Annotated in this window: 12 protein-coding genes and 1 tRNA gene; 12 read left to right on the top strand and 1 reads right to left on the bottom strand. The window is 57.8% G+C overall.

Annotation, left to right across the window (positions count from 1 at the left end; genetic code table 11):
- Positions 1–56 precede the first annotated feature (56 nt).
- The 10 genes from AC0JZ8_RS16075 to rpoC all read left to right on the top strand — a co-directional run bounded on the left by AC0JZ8_RS16075 (position 57) and on the right by rpoC (position 13,943).
- Complete coding sequence (locus AC0JZ8_RS16075; RefSeq protein ID WP_471892939.1) at positions 57–1,451, top strand: capsule biosynthesis protein; 1,395 nt, start codon at positions 57–59, stop codon at positions 1,449–1,451.
- A gap of 108 nt (positions 1,452–1,559) precedes the next feature.
- A tRNA-Trp gene (locus tag AC0JZ8_RS16070) sits at positions 1,560–1,635 on the top strand.
- A 195-nt stretch (positions 1,636–1,830) separates the two neighbouring features.
- Complete coding sequence (gene secE, locus AC0JZ8_RS16065) at positions 1,831–2,031, top strand: preprotein translocase subunit SecE (RefSeq protein ID WP_062453170.1); 201 nt, start codon at positions 1,831–1,833, stop codon at positions 2,029–2,031.
- A 15-nt stretch (positions 2,032–2,046) separates the two neighbouring features.
- Positions 2,047–2,577 (top strand): transcription termination/antitermination protein NusG, encoded by a 531-nt coding sequence (nusG, locus tag AC0JZ8_RS16060; RefSeq protein WP_062453169.1) that lies wholly within the window; start codon positions 2,047–2,049, stop codon positions 2,575–2,577.
- 174 nt (positions 2,578–2,751) lie between these two features.
- Positions 2,752–3,183, top strand: coding sequence for a 50S ribosomal protein L11 (rplK, locus tag AC0JZ8_RS16055; protein WP_062453168.1), 432 nt, complete (start codon positions 2,752–2,754; stop codon positions 3,181–3,183).
- A gap of 1 nt (position 3,184) precedes the next feature.
- Positions 3,185–3,883 (top strand): 50S ribosomal protein L1, encoded by a 699-nt coding sequence (rplA, locus tag AC0JZ8_RS16050; protein WP_062453167.1) that lies wholly within the window; start codon positions 3,185–3,187, stop codon positions 3,881–3,883.
- A gap of 336 nt (positions 3,884–4,219) precedes the next feature.
- Entirely contained in the window at positions 4,220–4,738 is a 519-nt protein-coding gene (gene rplJ, locus AC0JZ8_RS16045; RefSeq protein ID WP_062453166.1) for a 50S ribosomal protein L10, read from the top strand.
- Positions 4,739–4,793: 55 nt separating this feature from the next.
- Positions 4,794–5,168, top strand: coding sequence for a 50S ribosomal protein L7/L12 (rplL, locus tag AC0JZ8_RS16040; RefSeq protein WP_062453165.1), 375 nt, complete (start codon positions 4,794–4,796; stop codon positions 5,166–5,168).
- A 247-nt stretch (positions 5,169–5,415) separates the two neighbouring features.
- A complete protein-coding gene (gene rpoB / locus AC0JZ8_RS16035) occupies positions 5,416–9,546 on the top strand; it encodes a DNA-directed RNA polymerase subunit beta (protein ID WP_062454716.1) in 4,131 nt (1,376 codons plus the stop codon).
- 188 nt (positions 9,547–9,734) lie between these two features.
- Positions 9,735–13,943, top strand: a complete 4,209-nt coding sequence (rpoC, locus tag AC0JZ8_RS16030; RefSeq protein WP_092665502.1) for a DNA-directed RNA polymerase subunit beta' — start codon at positions 9,735–9,737, stop codon at positions 13,941–13,943.
- Between the two features lie 112 nt (positions 13,944–14,055).
- Here rpoC and AC0JZ8_RS16025 read toward each other — a convergent pair whose 3' ends face one another.
- Entirely contained in the window at positions 14,056–14,349 is a 294-nt protein-coding gene (locus tag AC0JZ8_RS16025) for a hypothetical protein (protein WP_062453163.1), read from the bottom strand.
- Positions 14,350–14,848: 499 nt separating this feature from the next.
- Here AC0JZ8_RS16025 and rpsL point away from each other — a divergent pair, with 499 nt between their 5' ends.
- Together rpsL and rpsG are read left to right on the top strand one after the other, a co-directional pair.
- A complete protein-coding gene (gene rpsL / locus AC0JZ8_RS16020; RefSeq protein ID WP_042618537.1) occupies positions 14,849–15,220 on the top strand; it encodes a 30S ribosomal protein S12 in 372 nt (123 codons plus the stop codon).
- Positions 15,221–15,301: 81 nt separating this feature from the next.
- Complete coding sequence (gene rpsG / locus AC0JZ8_RS16015) at positions 15,302–15,772, top strand: 30S ribosomal protein S7 (RefSeq protein WP_062580266.1); 471 nt, start codon at positions 15,302–15,304, stop codon at positions 15,770–15,772.
- Positions 15,773–15,783 lie beyond the last annotated feature (11 nt).

Below are 15,783 nucleotides of genomic sequence, written 5' to 3'. Positions count from 1 at the left end.
ATCAGGCTAGACGACCCTCAATTTCATGATCCCGAATCAAGCGGTATTGGCTTCGAATGACAAAAGTCCTGTTTCTCCAAGGTCCACCGTCCGTGTTCTGGCGCGAGCTGGCAAACGCGTTCGAAGCGCAGGGGATCGGTACGAAACGTGTGAACTTCTCGTTCGGAGACCAGGCCTACTGGCGCAAGTCCGGAGCGATCAACTATCGCGGAACGCTGAGGGCCTGGCCACGCTATCTGGCTGAACTCATCCGTCGCGAAGGCATCACCGACATTCTCTATTATGCCGACCGGCTGCCCTACCATCGCTTTGCCGGACGCGTTGCGCGTCGGTTGGGCATTCAGTGTCATGCCGTCGAGTTCGGCTATCTTCGGCCGGACTGGATCACGCTCGAACGCAATGGCATGGGCCGCTTCTCGCACTTCCCCAACGATCCGAACGTGATTCGCAAGGTTGCCGAGCAGGTTCCCGAACCGGATCTCAAGGCGCGCTACGGCCACACGTTCGGACAGGAGGCGACAAACGAGGTCATCTACAATCTCCTGGCATATTTCGGCCGCCCGATGTTCCCTTTCTACCGCTCGGACAAGTACTACGATCCGCTGTTCGACTATCTGTCGTGGCTGCCGCGCATGTTCCGTTCGCGCCACGATCTGCCAGAGGGATTTTTCGACGGCGAAACCGGCAAGAATTTCCTCTTGGCTCTGCAATTGCAGAGCGACTACCAGATCCGAGCAAACTCTCCTTATCGGCATCTCTCTCAGATGATCGATCAGGTTATCCATTCGTTCTCGCTGCATGCGCCCGAAAGTTCACGGTTGATCGTCAAGCAGCATCCACTAGACAACGATCTCGAGGGCTGGCGCAAGGTCGTGTCGAAGATCGCCGCACGCTATCATGTGTCAAACCGGGTCGTGTTTATCGAAAAGGGCGAGCTCGGTGCGATCCTAAAGCATTCGCACGGGACGATCGTTGCCAACTCCACGACGGCGATGCACAGCCTGAGAGCCGGTCTTCCGACGATTGCGCTCGGTGCGGCAGTTTACGACATGCCCGGGTTGACCCATCAGGGCGGGATCGACTCGTTCTGGTCTGACCCCGAGCCGCTTGACGCGAACCTGCTGCGCGCTTTCATCAAGGCATTGGCCGGCACGGTACAGATCAAGGGCAATTTCTATCACGAAGAGGGCCGCGCGCTCGCGATCGAATCGATCATCACCCGCGTTCGCGACCGCACCGTCAACGAACCTGGTGCCTTCGTCGAAAAACCGCCGCGTCTGGCATGGCAACGGCTTCCGCTGCCAACAGAGAGGCGCGTGCCGGCGACCGGGACGGCGACGGGCGCTGTCGAGCTTTCAACGCGCGATCTTCTCCTGGGGAAGCCGGATCAAGTCTTGTCCCCGGTCTCGGCAAGAGATCTCGGCGACAACGTCGGCGGCAAATTCAGATAGCCTGGCAAAGTTCGAAAAACGCTCTTGCCAAGTCCGGCGCAGCGTCTTAAAGGGAGCGCCTAGCCGGTGACGGAGAGGATCTTGATGGTCCGTCAGTCTTCGGTTTGAAGGGGTATAGCTCAGTTGGTAGAGCGGCGGTCTCCAAAACCGCAGGTCGTCGGTTCAAGCCCGGCTGCCCCTGCCAGCCTTCGCACAACACATAGCTTGCGACTGTAATTGATAGGCGCTGAGCGGTTGTTGTCCAAAGTTGGGAATTTCATGTAGGCACCTTTTTCCTCTTGTTTAACGGGAAATGGGTGTTTATGTAGGGAACAACAGACACGCGGTGCGTGGGGCTGAACGATATCGGCTTTACGTGCCGTAATTGCGTGGGCAATCGATGGCATCCAAAACCAATCCGGCAACGTTCTTCAAGCAGGTTCGTTCCGAAGCGTCTAAAATCACTTGGCCATCCCGCCGTGAAACCACGATCTCGACGATTATGGTTCTGGTCATGGTCGTGGTTGCGGCGCTGTTTTTCTTCGCTGCGGACCAGCTTATTGGCTGGTTGCTCGGCTTCGTGCTGAACGTCAGCGTTTGATCCTGGAGTATTAAGATGGCGGCCCGCTGGTACATCGTCCACGCATATTCGAACTTTGAGAAAAAGGTCGCTGAGGACATCGAGAACAAGGCTCGCCAGAAGGGGCTTGAGCATTTGTTCGAACAGATCCTCGTTCCGACGGAAAAGGTTGTGGAAGTGCGTCGCGGCCGAAAGGTCGATAGCGAACGCAAGTTCTTCCCAGGCTACGTCATGGTTCGTGCGAACCTGACGGACGAAGCCTACCATCTGATCAAGAACACGCCGAAGGTTACCGGCTTCCTTGGTTCCGACAACAAGCCTGTTCCGATCCCTGACTCCGAAGCCGATCGTATCCTCGGTCAGGTTCAGGAAGGTGTCGAGCGGCCGAAGTCCTCGATCTCGTTCGAGGTTGGTGAACAGGTTCGTGTTTCCGATGGTCCGTTCGCGTCGTTCAACGGCGTTGTTCAGGATGTCGATGAAGAGCGTTCGCGCCTCAAGGTCGAAGTGTCGATCTTTGGCCGCGCCACTCCGGTGGAGCTCGAATACGCTCAGGTCGAGAAGGTCTGATTGTTTTTGAATATGGGCTGCCATTGAGTTGGCGGCCCTGTGCGGCGTTTGCCGTAACCCGCGTGGAAGGTGAGGGGTCTAGCCGGACCTCGGTAAGCCGCACCACGCAACCGCAGCCGCCGGTCAATCCGGCATTTCGGACCAAGATATCGGTCCATAACGAAAGGCAGAGAAATGGCTAAGAAAGTAGCAGGCCAGCTCAAGCTTCAGGTCAAGGCAGGATCGGCTAACCCGTCCCCGCCAATCGGCCCGGCGCTTGGTCAGCGTGGCATCAACATCATGGAATTCTGCAAGGCGTTCAATGCCGCCACGCAGGAAATGGAAAAGGGTATGCCGATCCCGGTCGTCATCACCTACTACCAGGACAAGTCCTTCACCTTCGCGATGAAGCAGCCGCCGGTTACTTACTGGCTGAAGAAGGAAGCGAAGATCACATCCGGTTCCAAGACACCAGGCAAGGGTGGCAAGGCCGGTACCATCACCAAGGCTCAGGTCCGTGCGATCGCCGAAGGTAAGATGAAGGATCTCAACGCAGCCGACGTCGAAGGCGCAATGCTGATGGTTGAGGGCTCTGCCCGCTCCATGGGCCTGGAAGTGGTGGCTTAACATGGTAAAGCTCGCAAAGCGCATGAAGAAGATCCGCGAAGGCGTGGATCCGACAACGCTCATCGCTCTCACCGAAGCCATCTCGATGGTCAAGGAACGTGCGACGGCTAAGTTCGACGAAACCGTCGAAATCTCGATGAACCTCGGCGTTGACCCGCGTCACGCAGACCAGATGGTCCGCGGCGTTGTCAACCTGCCGAACGGCACCGGCCGTGACGTTCGCGTTGCTGTTTTCGCACGTGGCGCCAAGGCTGATGAAGCCAAGGCTGCTGGTGCAGACATTGTTGGCGCAGAAGACCTGCTGGAAATCGTTCAGGGCGGCAAGATCGACTTCGATCGTTGCATCGCAACTCCTGACATGATGCCGCTCGTCGGTCGTCTCGGTAAGGTTCTCGGCCCGCGTGGTATGATGCCGAACCCGAAGGTCGGTACTGTGACCATGGACGTTGCCGGAGCCGTCAAGGCTTCCAAGGGCGGCGCTGTCGAGTTCCGCGTCGAGAAGGCCGGTATCGTTCACGCCGGCATCGGCAAGGCTTCCTTCGATGCCAAGGCACTCGAAGAAAACATCCGTGCCTTCGCTGACGCCGTCATCAAGGCAAAGCCGGCTGGCGCCAAGGGCAACTACCTAAAGCGCGTCGCGATTTCGTCGACGATGGGCCCAGGCGTCAAGATCGAACCTTCGTCGGTCACAGCCGCGTAATGAATTGCCGGAGCCTTCGGGCTCCGGCTGCATGAATTCCCTCTCCCTTCGGGGAGCGGGAATTTCCGGATAAATCCGGAATTCCTGTCCGAGATTGCAGGTGGTTTCCCTTAATCACTTGGCCTGCATGAGACGGGTAAGAACGCAGATTTTCGGCGCTCCGGCGTTGTCAATTCGGTTCGAGCCTTGTGTGCCTTAAGCCTGAAGCCTTCTTGGCGACAGAGCGGGGGGACAGGATCCTCAACCGCCACGGACGGTCCGTCAAACGATCGTTCGAGGCAAAGGCAAACCCGGTAGGGCCTGCAGGATTGCGGTCCTATCAACTGGAGACAGACAGTGGAAAGAGCGGAAAAACGCGAATTCGTCACGGAGCTGAATGAAGTCTTCAAGGCTTCTGGTTCAGTTGTCGTGGCCCACTATGCTGGTGTCACAGTTGCGCAGATGAACGACTTCCGTTCAAAAATGCGTGCTGCTGGCGGCACCGTCAAAGTCGCGAAGAACCGCCTGGCCAAGATCGCTCTTCAGGGTACGGAAGCAGAAGGGATCTCCGATCTCTTCACCGGTCAGACACTCATTGCCTACAGCAATGACCCGATCACTGCTCCCAAAGTCGTCGTGGATTTCGCCAAGACCAACGACAAGATCGTTGTCCTCGGTGGAGCCATGGGAACAACCACGCTCAACGCAGAAGCAGTCAAGTCGCTTGCGACCCTGCCTTCGCTGGACGAGCTTCGTGGCAAGCTGCTGGGCCTCTTGAACGCCCCGGCTACCCGCATTGCAACGGTTGTATCCGCACCAGCAGCTCAGCTTGCTCGCGTGTTTGCGGCTTACTCAAAGAAGGACGAAGCCGCGTAAGGCGGTTTTTCGCTGTTCAAAACCAAGTTCGAACCGAATATAAGGAACTGATAAAATGGCTGATCTCGCAAAGATCGTTGAAGACCTGTCCGCCCTGACCGTTCTGGAAGCTGCTGAGCTTTCCAAGATGCTCGAAGAAAAGTGGGGCGTTTCGGCTGCTGCTCCTGTCGCAGCTGCTGCTGCTGGCGGCGGTGCTGCTGCTGTCGTTGAAGAAGAAAAGACCGAATTCGACGTTATCCTCGTTGAAGCCGGCGCTAACAAGATCAACGTCATCAAGGAAGTCCGCGCAATCACAGGTCTCGGCCTGAAGGAAGCTAAGGACCTCGTCGAAGGCGCTCCTAAGGCTGTCAAGGAAGCCGTTTCCAAGGCTGAAGCTGCAGACCTCAAGAAGAAGCTTGAAGACGCAGGCGCCAAGGTCGACGTCAAGTAATATCGGAATACGGTGGGGGAGATCAGTCTCCCCCGCTTTCTTCCTCCGAAACTATTACCCAGGGATCGTGAAAACGGCCCCTGGGTAATGGGTTCTCAAGAGGATGGTCCTGAACCGAACCGAGAAGGCAATCCGGCCTTTCGCTTTCGGGAAGTAGGACGAGTTTGAGAATACCATGTTCGACGGGATCGACTGGCCAGCGAACCCCGTCCGTTGCAGGCCCGGATGCAATTTTGAAGGAGCGACGATGGCTCAGACCCTTTCATTTAACGGTCGCAGGCGCGTACGCAAGTTTTTCGGGAAAATCCCCGAAGTCACAGAAATGCCGAACCTTATCGAGGTTCAGAAGGCGTCTTACGATCAGTTTCTGATGGTTGAAGAGCCGAAGGGTGGTCGTCCGGACGAAGGTTTGAACTCCGTGTTCAGGTCTGTCTTCCCGATCAGCGATTTCTCCGGCGCTTCCATGCTCGAATTCGTGTCCTACGAATTCGAACCGCCGAAGTTCGACGTCGAAGAATGCCGTCAGCGCGATCTGACCTACGCAGCGCCTCTCAAGGTGACGCTGCGTCTCATCGTGTTTGATATCGACGAGGATACGGGCGCGAAGTCCATCAAGGACATCAAGGAACAGTCCGTCTACATGGGCGACATGCCGCTCATGACCGACAACGGCACGTTCATCGTGAACGGTACCGAGCGCGTCATCGTGTCTCAGATGCACCGTTCGCCAGGCGTGTTCTTCGACCACGACAAGGGCAAGAGCCACTCGTCCGGCAAGCTGCTTTTCGCTGCTCGCGTCATTCCGTATCGCGGTTCCTGGCTCGACATCGAATTCGACGCCAAGGATATCGTCTACGCGCGTATCGACCGTCGCCGCAAGATCCCCGTCTCGTCGCTGCTGATGGCACTCGGCATGGACGGCGAAGAAATCCTGTCGACGTTCTATACGAAGTCCAACTATGTTCGCGACGGCGAAGGCTGGCGCATTCCGTTCAACGCCGAAACCCTCAAGGGTGCCAAGGCGCTTTCGGAAATGGTTGACGCCGATACGGGCGAAGTCGTTGTGGAATCCGGCAAGAAGCTGACCCCGCGTCTGCTTCGTTCGCTGACCGAGAAGGGCCTCAAGGCCATCAAGGCAACGAATGACGACCTCTACGGCAACTATCTGGCCGAAGACATCGTCAACTACTCGACGGGTGAGATCTATCTCGAAGCCGGCGACGAAATCGACGAGAAGACCCTCAAGGTCATCCTCGACCACGGTTTCGACGAGATCCCGGTTCTCGGCATCGACCACATCAATGTTGGCGCCTACATCCGCAACACGCTGGCCGCAGACAAGAACGAGCATCGTCAGGATGCACTGTTCGACATCTACCGCGTCATGCGTCCGGGCGAGCCGCCGACGATGGACTCGGCCGAAGCCATGTTCAATTCGCTGTTCTTCGATTCGGAGCGTTACGATCTCTCCGCCGTCGGCCGCGTGAAAATGAACATGCGTCTCGACGTCGACGCTCCAGACACGATGCGCGTTCTGCGCAAGGACGATATCCTGGCCGTGGTCCGGATGCTCGTCGAACTGCGTGACGGCAAGGGCGAAATCGACGACATCGACAACCTCGGCAACCGCCGTGTTCGTTCCGTCGGCGAACTGATGGAAAATCAGTACCGTCTCGGCCTGCTCCGCATGGAGCGCGCCATCAAGGAACGCATGTCGTCTATCGAGATCGACACCGTCATGCCGCAGGACCTGATCAATGCGAAGCCGGCTGCTGCCGCGGTTCGCGAATTCTTCGGTTCCTCGCAGCTGTCGCAGTTCATGGACCAGGTGAACCCGCTTTCGGAAATCACCCACAAGCGTCGTCTTTCGGCACTTGGCCCGGGTGGTCTGACCCGCGAGCGCGCAGGCTTCGAAGTCCGCGACGTTCATCCGACCCACTACGGCCGTATTTGCCCGATCGAAACGCCGGAAGGCCCGAACATCGGTCTAATCAACTCGCTTGCAACCTTTGCCCGCGTCAACAAGTACGGTTTCATCGAAAGCCCGTACCGCAAGATCATCGATGGCAAGGTCACGAAGGACGTCGTCTATCTCTCCGCTATGGAAGAGGCGAAGTACTACGTTGCGCAGGCGAACTCGGAACTCACCTCCGAAGGCACCTTCGTTGAAGAGTTCGTGGTCTGCCGCCATTCCGGCGAAGTCATGCTGTCCCCGCGCGACACCGTCAACCTGATGGACGTTTCGCCAAAGCAGCTCGTCTCCGTCGCAGCGGCTCTGATCCCGTTCCTCGAAAACGACGACGCCAACCGCGCCCTCATGGGGTCCAACATGCAGCGTCAGGCGGTTCCGTTGGTTCGCGCCGAAGCGCCGTTCGTCGGCACCGGCATGGAGCCCGTGGTTGCGCGTGACTCCGGCGCGGCTATTGCTGCCCGGCGTAGCGGTGTTGTGGACCAGGTGGATGCGACCCGTATCGTTATCCGTGCGACGGAAGATCTCGAATCCGGCAAGTCCGGCGTCGATATCTACCGCCTGCAGAAGTTCCAGCGCTCCAACCAGAATACCTGCGTCAACCAGCGTCCGCTGGTCGCCGTCGGCGACATTCTGAACAAGGGCGACATCATCGCTGACGGTCCTTCGACCGACCTCGGTGACCTGGCTCTCGGCCGCAACGCGCTCGTCGCGTTCATGCCTTGGAACGGCTACAACTACGAAGACTCGATCCTCATGTCCGAGCGCATCGTGTCTGACGACGTGTTCACCTCCATCCACATCGAGGAATTCGAAGTGATGGCGCGCGACACGAAGCTTGGTCCTGAAGAAATCACGCGCGACATTCCGAACGTATCGGAAGAAGCGCTGAAGAACCTCGACGAAGCCGGCATCGTCTATATCGGCGCCGAAGTTCAGCCGGGCGACATCCTCGTCGGCAAGATCACACCGAAGGGCGAAAGCCCGATGACGCCTGAAGAAAAGCTTCTGCGCGCCATCTTCGGTGAAAAGGCTTCCGACGTTCGCGACACGTCCATGCGTATGCCTCCGGGCACGTTTGGCACCGTCGTCGAAGTTCGCGTCTTCAACCGTCACGGCGTCGAAAAGGACGAACGTGCGATGGCGATCGAACGCGAGGAAATCGAACGCCTCGCCAAGGACCGCGACGACGAACAGGCGATCCTCGACCGTAACGTCTACGGCCGTCTGATCGAGATGCTCCGTGGTCAGGCGTCTGTCGCCGGTCCGAAGGGCTTCAAGAAGGGCGTCGAGCTCTCCAACGCCGTCGTCTCCGAATATCCCCGCTCCCAGTGGTGGATGTTTGCGGTCGAAGACGAAAAGGTACAGGGCGAGATCGAAGCACTGCGTGGTCAATACGACGAGTCGAAGTCGCTGCTCGAGCATCGCTTCATGGACAAGGTCGAAAAGGTCCAGCGCGGCGACGAAATGCCTCCGGGCGTCATGAAGATGGTCAAGGTCTTTGTCGCTGTGAAGCGCAAGATCCAGCCGGGCGACAAGATGGCCGGCCGTCACGGTAACAAGGGCGTTGTTTCGCGTATCGTGCCTGTCGAAGACATGCCGTTCCTCGAAGACGGTACCCATGTCGACATCTGCTTGAACCCGCTGGGCGTGCCTTCGCGCATGAACGTCGGTCAGATCCTCGAAACCCACCTTGCCTGGGCTTGCGCCGGCATGGGTAAGAAGATCGGCGAGCTCCTCGACGAATACCGCAAGACCATGGACATCGGCGAGCTGAAGACAGTTCTGACCGACGTGTATGCCAGTGAGGCCAAGAACGAAGTCGTCGACTTCGACGATGACTCGCTGGTCAGACTTGCCGAACAGTCCCGCAAGGGCGTCTCCATCGCAACGCCGGTTTTCGACGGTGCGCATGAACCAGACGTTGCTTCGATGCTGAAGAAGGCCGGTCTGCACGAAAGCGGTCAGTCGACCCTGTACGACGGTCGTACCGGTGAAGCCTTCGACCGTCAGGTGACTGTCGGCTACATGTACATGATCAAGCTGAACCACCTTGTGGACGACAAGATCCATGCGCGTTCGATTGGTCCGTACTCGCTCGTCACCCAGCAGCCGCTCGGTGGTAAGGCTCAGTTCGGTGGTCAGCGCTTCGGGGAAATGGAAGTCTGGGCTCTGGAAGCTTACGGCGCCGCCTACACCCTGCAGGAAATGCTGACGGTGAAGTCGGACGACGTGGCAGGTCGTACCAAGGTCTACGAGGCGATCGTCCGAGGCGACGACACGTTCGAGGCAGGCATTCCGGAGAGCTTCAACGTTCTCGTCAAGGAAATGCGCTCGCTGGGTCTGTCGGTCGAACTGGAAAATTCCAAGCTCGATACGGCTGACGCACTGCCCGACGCGGCTGAATAAAATTTGACAAGGGGCGTGCGGGGGCAACCGCGCACGCCATTCCCTCCGCCGGTGGAGTTTGCATCGGGTGAGGGGAGTTTTGCCGCATTCTGCGGTTATTGTCATTTATGGATCGAGGATCGGCATCCCGGGAATTTGCCGGTACCGCGACCCGACTGAGGGCGTTACGCCCCATCAAGGAGACAGGCATGAACCAAGAGGTCATGAACCTTTTCAACCCGACAGTGCCCGCACAGCACTTCGATTCGATCCGGATCTCGATTGCGAGCCCGGAAAAGATCCTGTCGTGGTCCTACGGCGAGATCAAGAAGCCGGAAACGATCAACTATCGTACGTTCAAGCCTGAACGCGATGGTCTTTTCTGCGCGCGCATTTTCGGACCTATCAAGGACTACGAATGCCTGTGCGGCAAGTACAAGCGCATGAAGTACAAGGGCATCATCTGCGAAAAGTGCGGCGTTGAAGTCACGCTGTCGCGCGTTCGCCGCGAGCGCATGGGCCATATCGAGCTCGCTGCTCCGGTTGCCCACATCTGGTTCCTGAAGTCGCTGCCTTCGCGTATCTCGACACTGCTCGACATGACGCTGAAGGATGTCGAACGCGTTCTGTATTTCGAGAACTACATCGTCACCGAGCCTGGCCTGACGTCGCTGAAGGAAAATCAGCTTCTGTCGGAAGAGGAATACATGATCGCCATCGACGAGTTCGGTGAAGATCAGTTCACGGCGATGATCGGTGCTGAAGCCATCTACGAGATGCTGGCATCGATGAATCTCGAAAAGATCGCTGGCGACCTTCGCACGGACCTTGCTGAGACCACATCGGATCTCAAGCAGAAGAAGCTGATGAAGCGCCTGAAGATCGTCGAGAACTTCATGGAATCCGGCAACCGCCCGGAATGGATGATCATGAAGGTCGTTCCGGTCATCCCGCCGGATCTGCGCCCGCTGGTTCCGCTTGACGGCGGCCGTTTCGCGACGTCCGACCTCAACGATCTGTACCGCCGCGTCATCAACCGTAACAACCGTCTGAAGCGCCTGATCGAACTGCGCGCTCCGGGCATCATCATCCGCAACGAAAAGCGCATGCTGCAGGAATCTGTGGACGCGCTGTTCGACAACGGCCGTCGTGGCCGCGTCATCACCGGTGCCAACAAGCGTCCGCTGAAGTCGCTGTCCGACATGCTCAAGGGCAAGCAGGGCCGCTTCCGCCAGAACCTTCTCGGCAAGCGCGTCGACTATTCCGGTCGTTCGGTCATCGTGACCGGTCCGGAACTGAAGCTGCACCAGTGCGGCCTGCCGAAGAAGATGGCGCTCGAGCTGTTCAAGCCGTTCATCTACGCCCGTCTCGACGCCAAGGGTTATTCCTCGACCGTCAAGCAGGCGAAGAAGTTGGTTGAAAAGGAAAAGCCAGAAGTTTGGGATATCCTCGACGAGGTCATCCGCGAGCATCCGGTTCTTCTGAACCGCGCACCGACGCTGCACCGTCTGGGCATCCAGGCTTTCGAACCGATCCTGGTTGAAGGAAAGGCTATCCAGCTGCATCCGCTCGTCTGCACGGCCTTCAACGCCGACTTCGACGGTGACCAGATGGCTGTTCACGTGCCGCTCTCGCTGGAAGCCCAGCTAGAAGCCCGCGTGCTCATGATGTCGACGAACAACATTCTGCATCCGGCAAACGGCGCGCCGATCATCGTTCCTTCGCAGGACATGGTTCTCGGCCTGTACTACCTGTCGATCCTCAATCAGAACGAGCCGGGCGAAGGCATGGTCTTCTCGGACATGGGCGAACTGCACCATGCTCTGGAAAACAAGGTCGTCACCCTGCACGCCAAGATTCGCGGTCGTTTCAAGACGGTCGACGAGGACGGCAAGCCGGTTTCCAAGATCTATGAAACGACACCTGGTCGTATGATCATCGGCGAACTTCTGCCGAAGAACTTCAAGGTGCCGTACGAGACCTGCAACCAGGAAATGACCAAGAAGAACATCTCCAAGATGATCGACACGGTCTACCGTCACTGCGGTCAGAAGGACACGGTCATTTTCTGCGACCGTATCATGCAGCTCGGCTTCACCCACGCGTGCAAGGCTGGCATTTCGTTCGGTAAGGACGACATGATCATCCCGGACTCGAAGGTGAAGATCGTCGGTGATACCGAAGCCCTCGTGAAGGAATACGAACAGCAGTACAACGACGGCCTGATCACTCAGGGCGAGAAGTACAACAAGGTCGTAGACGCCTGGGGCAAGGCCACCGAGAAGGTTGCCGAAGACATGATGGCCCGCATTAAGGCTGTCGAATTCGACGCAGAGACCGGTCGCCAGAAGCCGATGAACGCGATCTACATGATGTCCCACTCCGGCGCCCGTGGTTCACCGAACCAGATGCGTCAGCTGGGCGGCATGCGCGGCCTGATGGCGAAGCCGTCGGGTGAAATTATCGAGACCCCGATCATCTCGAACTTCAAAGAAGGCCTGACCGTTAACGAGTACTTCAACTCGACCCACGGTGCCCGTAAGGGTCTCGCAGACACCGCCTTGAAGACGGCGAACTCCGGTTACCTGACGCGTCGTCTCGTCGACGTGGCCCAGGACTGCATCGTCAACATGGTCGATTGCGGCACCGAGAGCGGTCTCACCATGACCGCCATCGTTGACGCCGGTCAGGTCGTTGCGTCCATCGGTACCCGCGTTCTCGGTCGTACGGCCCTCGACGACATCGATCATCCGGTCACGGGTGAGCGCATCGTCGATGCTGGTCGCATGATCCTCGAGCCCGATGTCATCGAGATCGAAAAGGCCGGCATTCAGTCGATCCGTATCCGCTCTGCACTGACCTGCGAAGTTCAGACAGGCGTATGCTCGATCTGCTACGGCCGTGACCTTGCGCGCGGTACCCCGGTCAACATGGGTGAGGCTGTCGGCGTTATCGCTGCTCAGTCGATCGGTGAGCCGGGTACCCAGCTGACGATGCGTACGTTCCACTTGGGCGGTACGGCTAACGTGGTCGACTCGTCGTTCTTGGAAGCGTCCTATGAGGGCACGATCCAGATCAAGAACCGCAACATGCTGCGCAACTCGGAAAACGTTCTCGTCGCAATGGGCCGCAACATGTCGGTTACCATTCTCGACGAGCGTGGTGTCGAGCGTTCCTCGCAGCGCGTTGCCTACGGTTCGAAGCTGCATGTCGATGACGGCGACAAGGTTCGTCGTGGTCAGCGTCTTGCAGAGTGGGACCCCTACACACGCCCTATGATGACGGAAGTCGCCGGTACGGTGTTCTTCGAGGACATGGTCGACTCGATTTCGGTATCGGAATCGACCGACGAATCCACGGGTATCACCAAGCGTCAGGTTATTGACTGGCGTTCGACCCCGCGCGGTATCGATCTGAAGCCTGCAATCGTCATCAAGGACGCTTCGGGTGCGATCATGAAGCTGTCGCGTGGTGGTGACGCCCGCTTCAACCTCAACGTCGATGCCATCCTGTCCGTAGAACCGGGCAGCAAGGTATCGCAGGGCGATGTTCTGGCGCGTATCCCGATGGAAAGCGCCAAGACCAAGGACATCACCGGTGGTCTGCCGCGCGTTGCCGAACTGTTCGAAGCTCGTCGTCCGAAGGACCATGCCATTATCGCTGAGATAGATGGTACGATCCGCCTCGGCCGCGACTACAAGAACAAGCGTCGCGTCCAGATCGAGCCTGCCGAAGACGGTGTCGAAGCAGTCGAATACCTGATCCCGAAGGGCAAGCCCTTCCACCTTCAGGAAGGCGACTACATCGAAAAGGGCGACTACATCCTCGACGGTAATCCTGCGCCGCACGACATCCTGGCGATCAAGGGCGTGGAAGCACTCGCTTCCTACCTGGTCAACGAAATCCAGGAAGTCTACCGTCTGCAGGGCGTTGTCATCAACGACAAGCACATCGAAGTGATTGTTCGTCAGATGCTTCAGAAGGTCGAGATCACCGATAGCGGCGACAGCCAGTATATCGTCGGTGACAATGTCGACCGGATCGAGCTTGACGATGCCAATGACCGTCTCATCGAGGAAGGCAAGAAGCCTGCCTTTGGCGACCCGGTACTCCTCGGCATCACCAAGGCATCGCTGCAGACGCCGTCCTTCATCTCGGCTGCATCCTTCCAGGAAACCACCAAGGTTCTCACGGAAGCTGCAATTGCCGGCAAGACGGATACGCTGCAGGGTCTCAAGGAAAACGTCATCGTCGGCCGTCTCATCCCGGCTGGTACTGGCGGCACAATGACGCAGATCCGCCGCATCGCCACTTCGCGCGACGACCTCATCCTCGAGGAACGCAAGAAGGGCTCAGGCGCTGGCTCGGCTACACCGATGCTGCAGAACATGAACCCGGAAAAGACTCCGGCCGAATAAGGCTGCGAGGGTAGGGCGCCCGGAAACGGGCGCTCTCTTTTCAGGAACGCACGACAAAAAAAAACGCCCGGAGCGATCCGGGCGTTTTCTTTTATCTAAATTCAGAAACAGGTTAGTCGAAGCGGATGATCGCGACTTCGCCTTCGAGCGCACCCTGATAGGCGGATGCATGCGGCTCTTCCGGCGGCTCGTCGGTCAGGACGCCGATCTGATCGAGGTCGGCCTCCAGGAAGCCTTCTTCGGTCAGCGCGTTCAGCGCCTCGCGTACGGCGGAGTCATCGTCGGGTGCGCGCAGGATGACATGCATCTCAATGCCTTCGCCGCCCTTGGTCTCGTAAGCCTTGCCGATGATGATGAAAATCATCGGGTCATCGAGCGTGTTGTCGTTATCGGCGGGGTTTGCCATGTGCAATCTCCAGGTAAAGGGGCTGACGCTTCATTGTCATCAAGAGGCAAGAGCGAGGAATGTTCCAAAACCTCCTTTATTGCCATATTCAGTGATTCCCAAACGGAAATGCCGGGGTCAAACTTTAATGTTTTGGGGCGGCTTTTCAGGAGATCAAAAACCCCGGTAAACAAGGCTTTCCGCCATTATTTTCGGGCCAGCTCTTGACGCAGAAGGGTTAAGTCAGTAAACGCCGCGGCATCGGACACCATGTGAGACATGTGCGTCTGGGGAGTCTTTCTCCGGAGTTCGCCTCAAACAGGTTTCCAAAAAACGCACGTTGACTACAAGAATGCTGCACGCACGACGCGTTTTCAATGCGTCCTCTGCCTTATGTGGTCCATCCGGATACGGATCGGGCCACGTTTCGTGCATGAGGAGATGTGTGTGTCGCCGCCGGAAACGGCATCCGAATGGTCCCGAAAGGGGCTTGAAAGAAGATTTTGCAAGGGATGGGTATATGCCTACCGTAAACCAGCTGATCCGTAAGCCACGTCAGGCACAGGTAAAGCGCAATAAGGTTCCTGCTCTGCAGGAAAACCCGCAGAAGCGCGGCGTTTGCACCCGCGTTTATACAACGACCCCGAAGAAGCCGAACTCGGCTCTGCGTAAGGTTGCCAAGATTCGCCTCACCAATGGCTTCGAAGTCATCGGCTACATTCCGGGTGAAGGTCACAACCTGCAGGAACACTCTGTCGTCATGATCCGTGGCGGCCGCGTAAAGGACTTGCCAGGCGTTCGTTACCACGTCATCCGCGGCGTTCTCGACACCCAGGGCGTCAAGAACCGTAAGCAGCGCCGTTCGAAGTATGGTGCGAAGCGTCCGAAGTAATCCTTCGGATTTCCAATTTTCCGGCGCTGCGCGAGGTTCTCCGCGTGATAAAGCGTCTAAACCGTTTGAGAGACGAGTAATATGTCCCGACGCCATAGTGCAGAAAAGCGTGAGATCAATCCGGACCCTAAGTTCGGCGATTTGATCGTCACCAAGTTCATGAATGCCATCATGCTTCACGGCAAGAAGTCTGTCGCCGAAAGCATTGTCTACGGTGCGTTTGACTCCGTGCAGGGCAAGGCCAAGTCCGATCCGCTCGGCATCTTCCACACAGCCCTCGACAACGTCGCTCCGCACGTCGAAGTCCGTTCGCGTCGCGTTGGTGGTGCAACCTACCAGGTCCCGGTCGACGTTCGCCCGGAGCGCCGTCAGGCTCTCGCCATCCGTTGGCTGATCGCTGCTGCCCGCAAGCGTAACGAAACCACCATGATCGATCGCCTCTCGGGCGAACTCATGGATGCTTCGAACAACCGTGGCAGCGCCGTCAAGAAGCGTGAAGACACCCACAAGATGGCGGACGCAAACCGCGCATTCTCGCATTACCGTTGGTAATCTTCACCCGA

It is taken from the genome of Velazquezella soli (assembly GCF_977018685.1).
Note: the sequence above shows the minus strand (reverse complement) of the source record. Positions and strands in the feature narration are given on the sequence as shown.

Excerpts from the sequence above, each read along its gene's own strand:
- rpsL (WP_042618537.1), top strand. The coding sequence starts at position 14,849 with ATGCCTACCGTAAACCAGCTGATCCGTAAGCCACGTCAGGCACAGGTA.
- rpsG (WP_062580266.1), top strand. The coding sequence starts at position 15,302 with ATGTCCCGACGCCATAGTGCAGAAAAGCGTGAGATCAATCCGGACCCT.
- rpoB (WP_062454716.1), top strand. The coding sequence starts at position 5,416 with ATGGCTCAGACCCTTTCATTTAACGGTCGCAGGCGCGTACGCAAGTTT.
- rplA (WP_062453167.1), top strand. The coding sequence starts at position 3,185 with ATGGTAAAGCTCGCAAAGCGCATGAAGAAGATCCGCGAAGGCGTGGAT.
- AC0JZ8_RS16075 (WP_471892939.1), top strand. The coding sequence starts at position 57 with ATGACAAAAGTCCTGTTTCTCCAAGGTCCACCGTCCGTGTTCTGGCGC.
- rpoC (WP_092665502.1), top strand. The coding sequence starts at position 9,735 with ATGAACCAAGAGGTCATGAACCTTTTCAACCCGACAGTGCCCGCACAG.
- nusG (WP_062453169.1), top strand. The coding sequence starts at position 2,047 with ATGGCGGCCCGCTGGTACATCGTCCACGCATATTCGAACTTTGAGAAA.
- rplL (WP_062453165.1), top strand. The coding sequence starts at position 4,794 with ATGGCTGATCTCGCAAAGATCGTTGAAGACCTGTCCGCCCTGACCGTT.
- secE (WP_062453170.1), top strand. The coding sequence starts at position 1,831 with ATGGCATCCAAAACCAATCCGGCAACGTTCTTCAAGCAGGTTCGTTCC.
- rplK (WP_062453168.1), top strand. The coding sequence starts at position 2,752 with ATGGCTAAGAAAGTAGCAGGCCAGCTCAAGCTTCAGGTCAAGGCAGGA.
- AC0JZ8_RS16025 (WP_062453163.1), bottom strand. The coding sequence starts at position 14,349 with ATGGCAAACCCCGCCGATAACGACAACACGCTCGATGACCCGATGATT.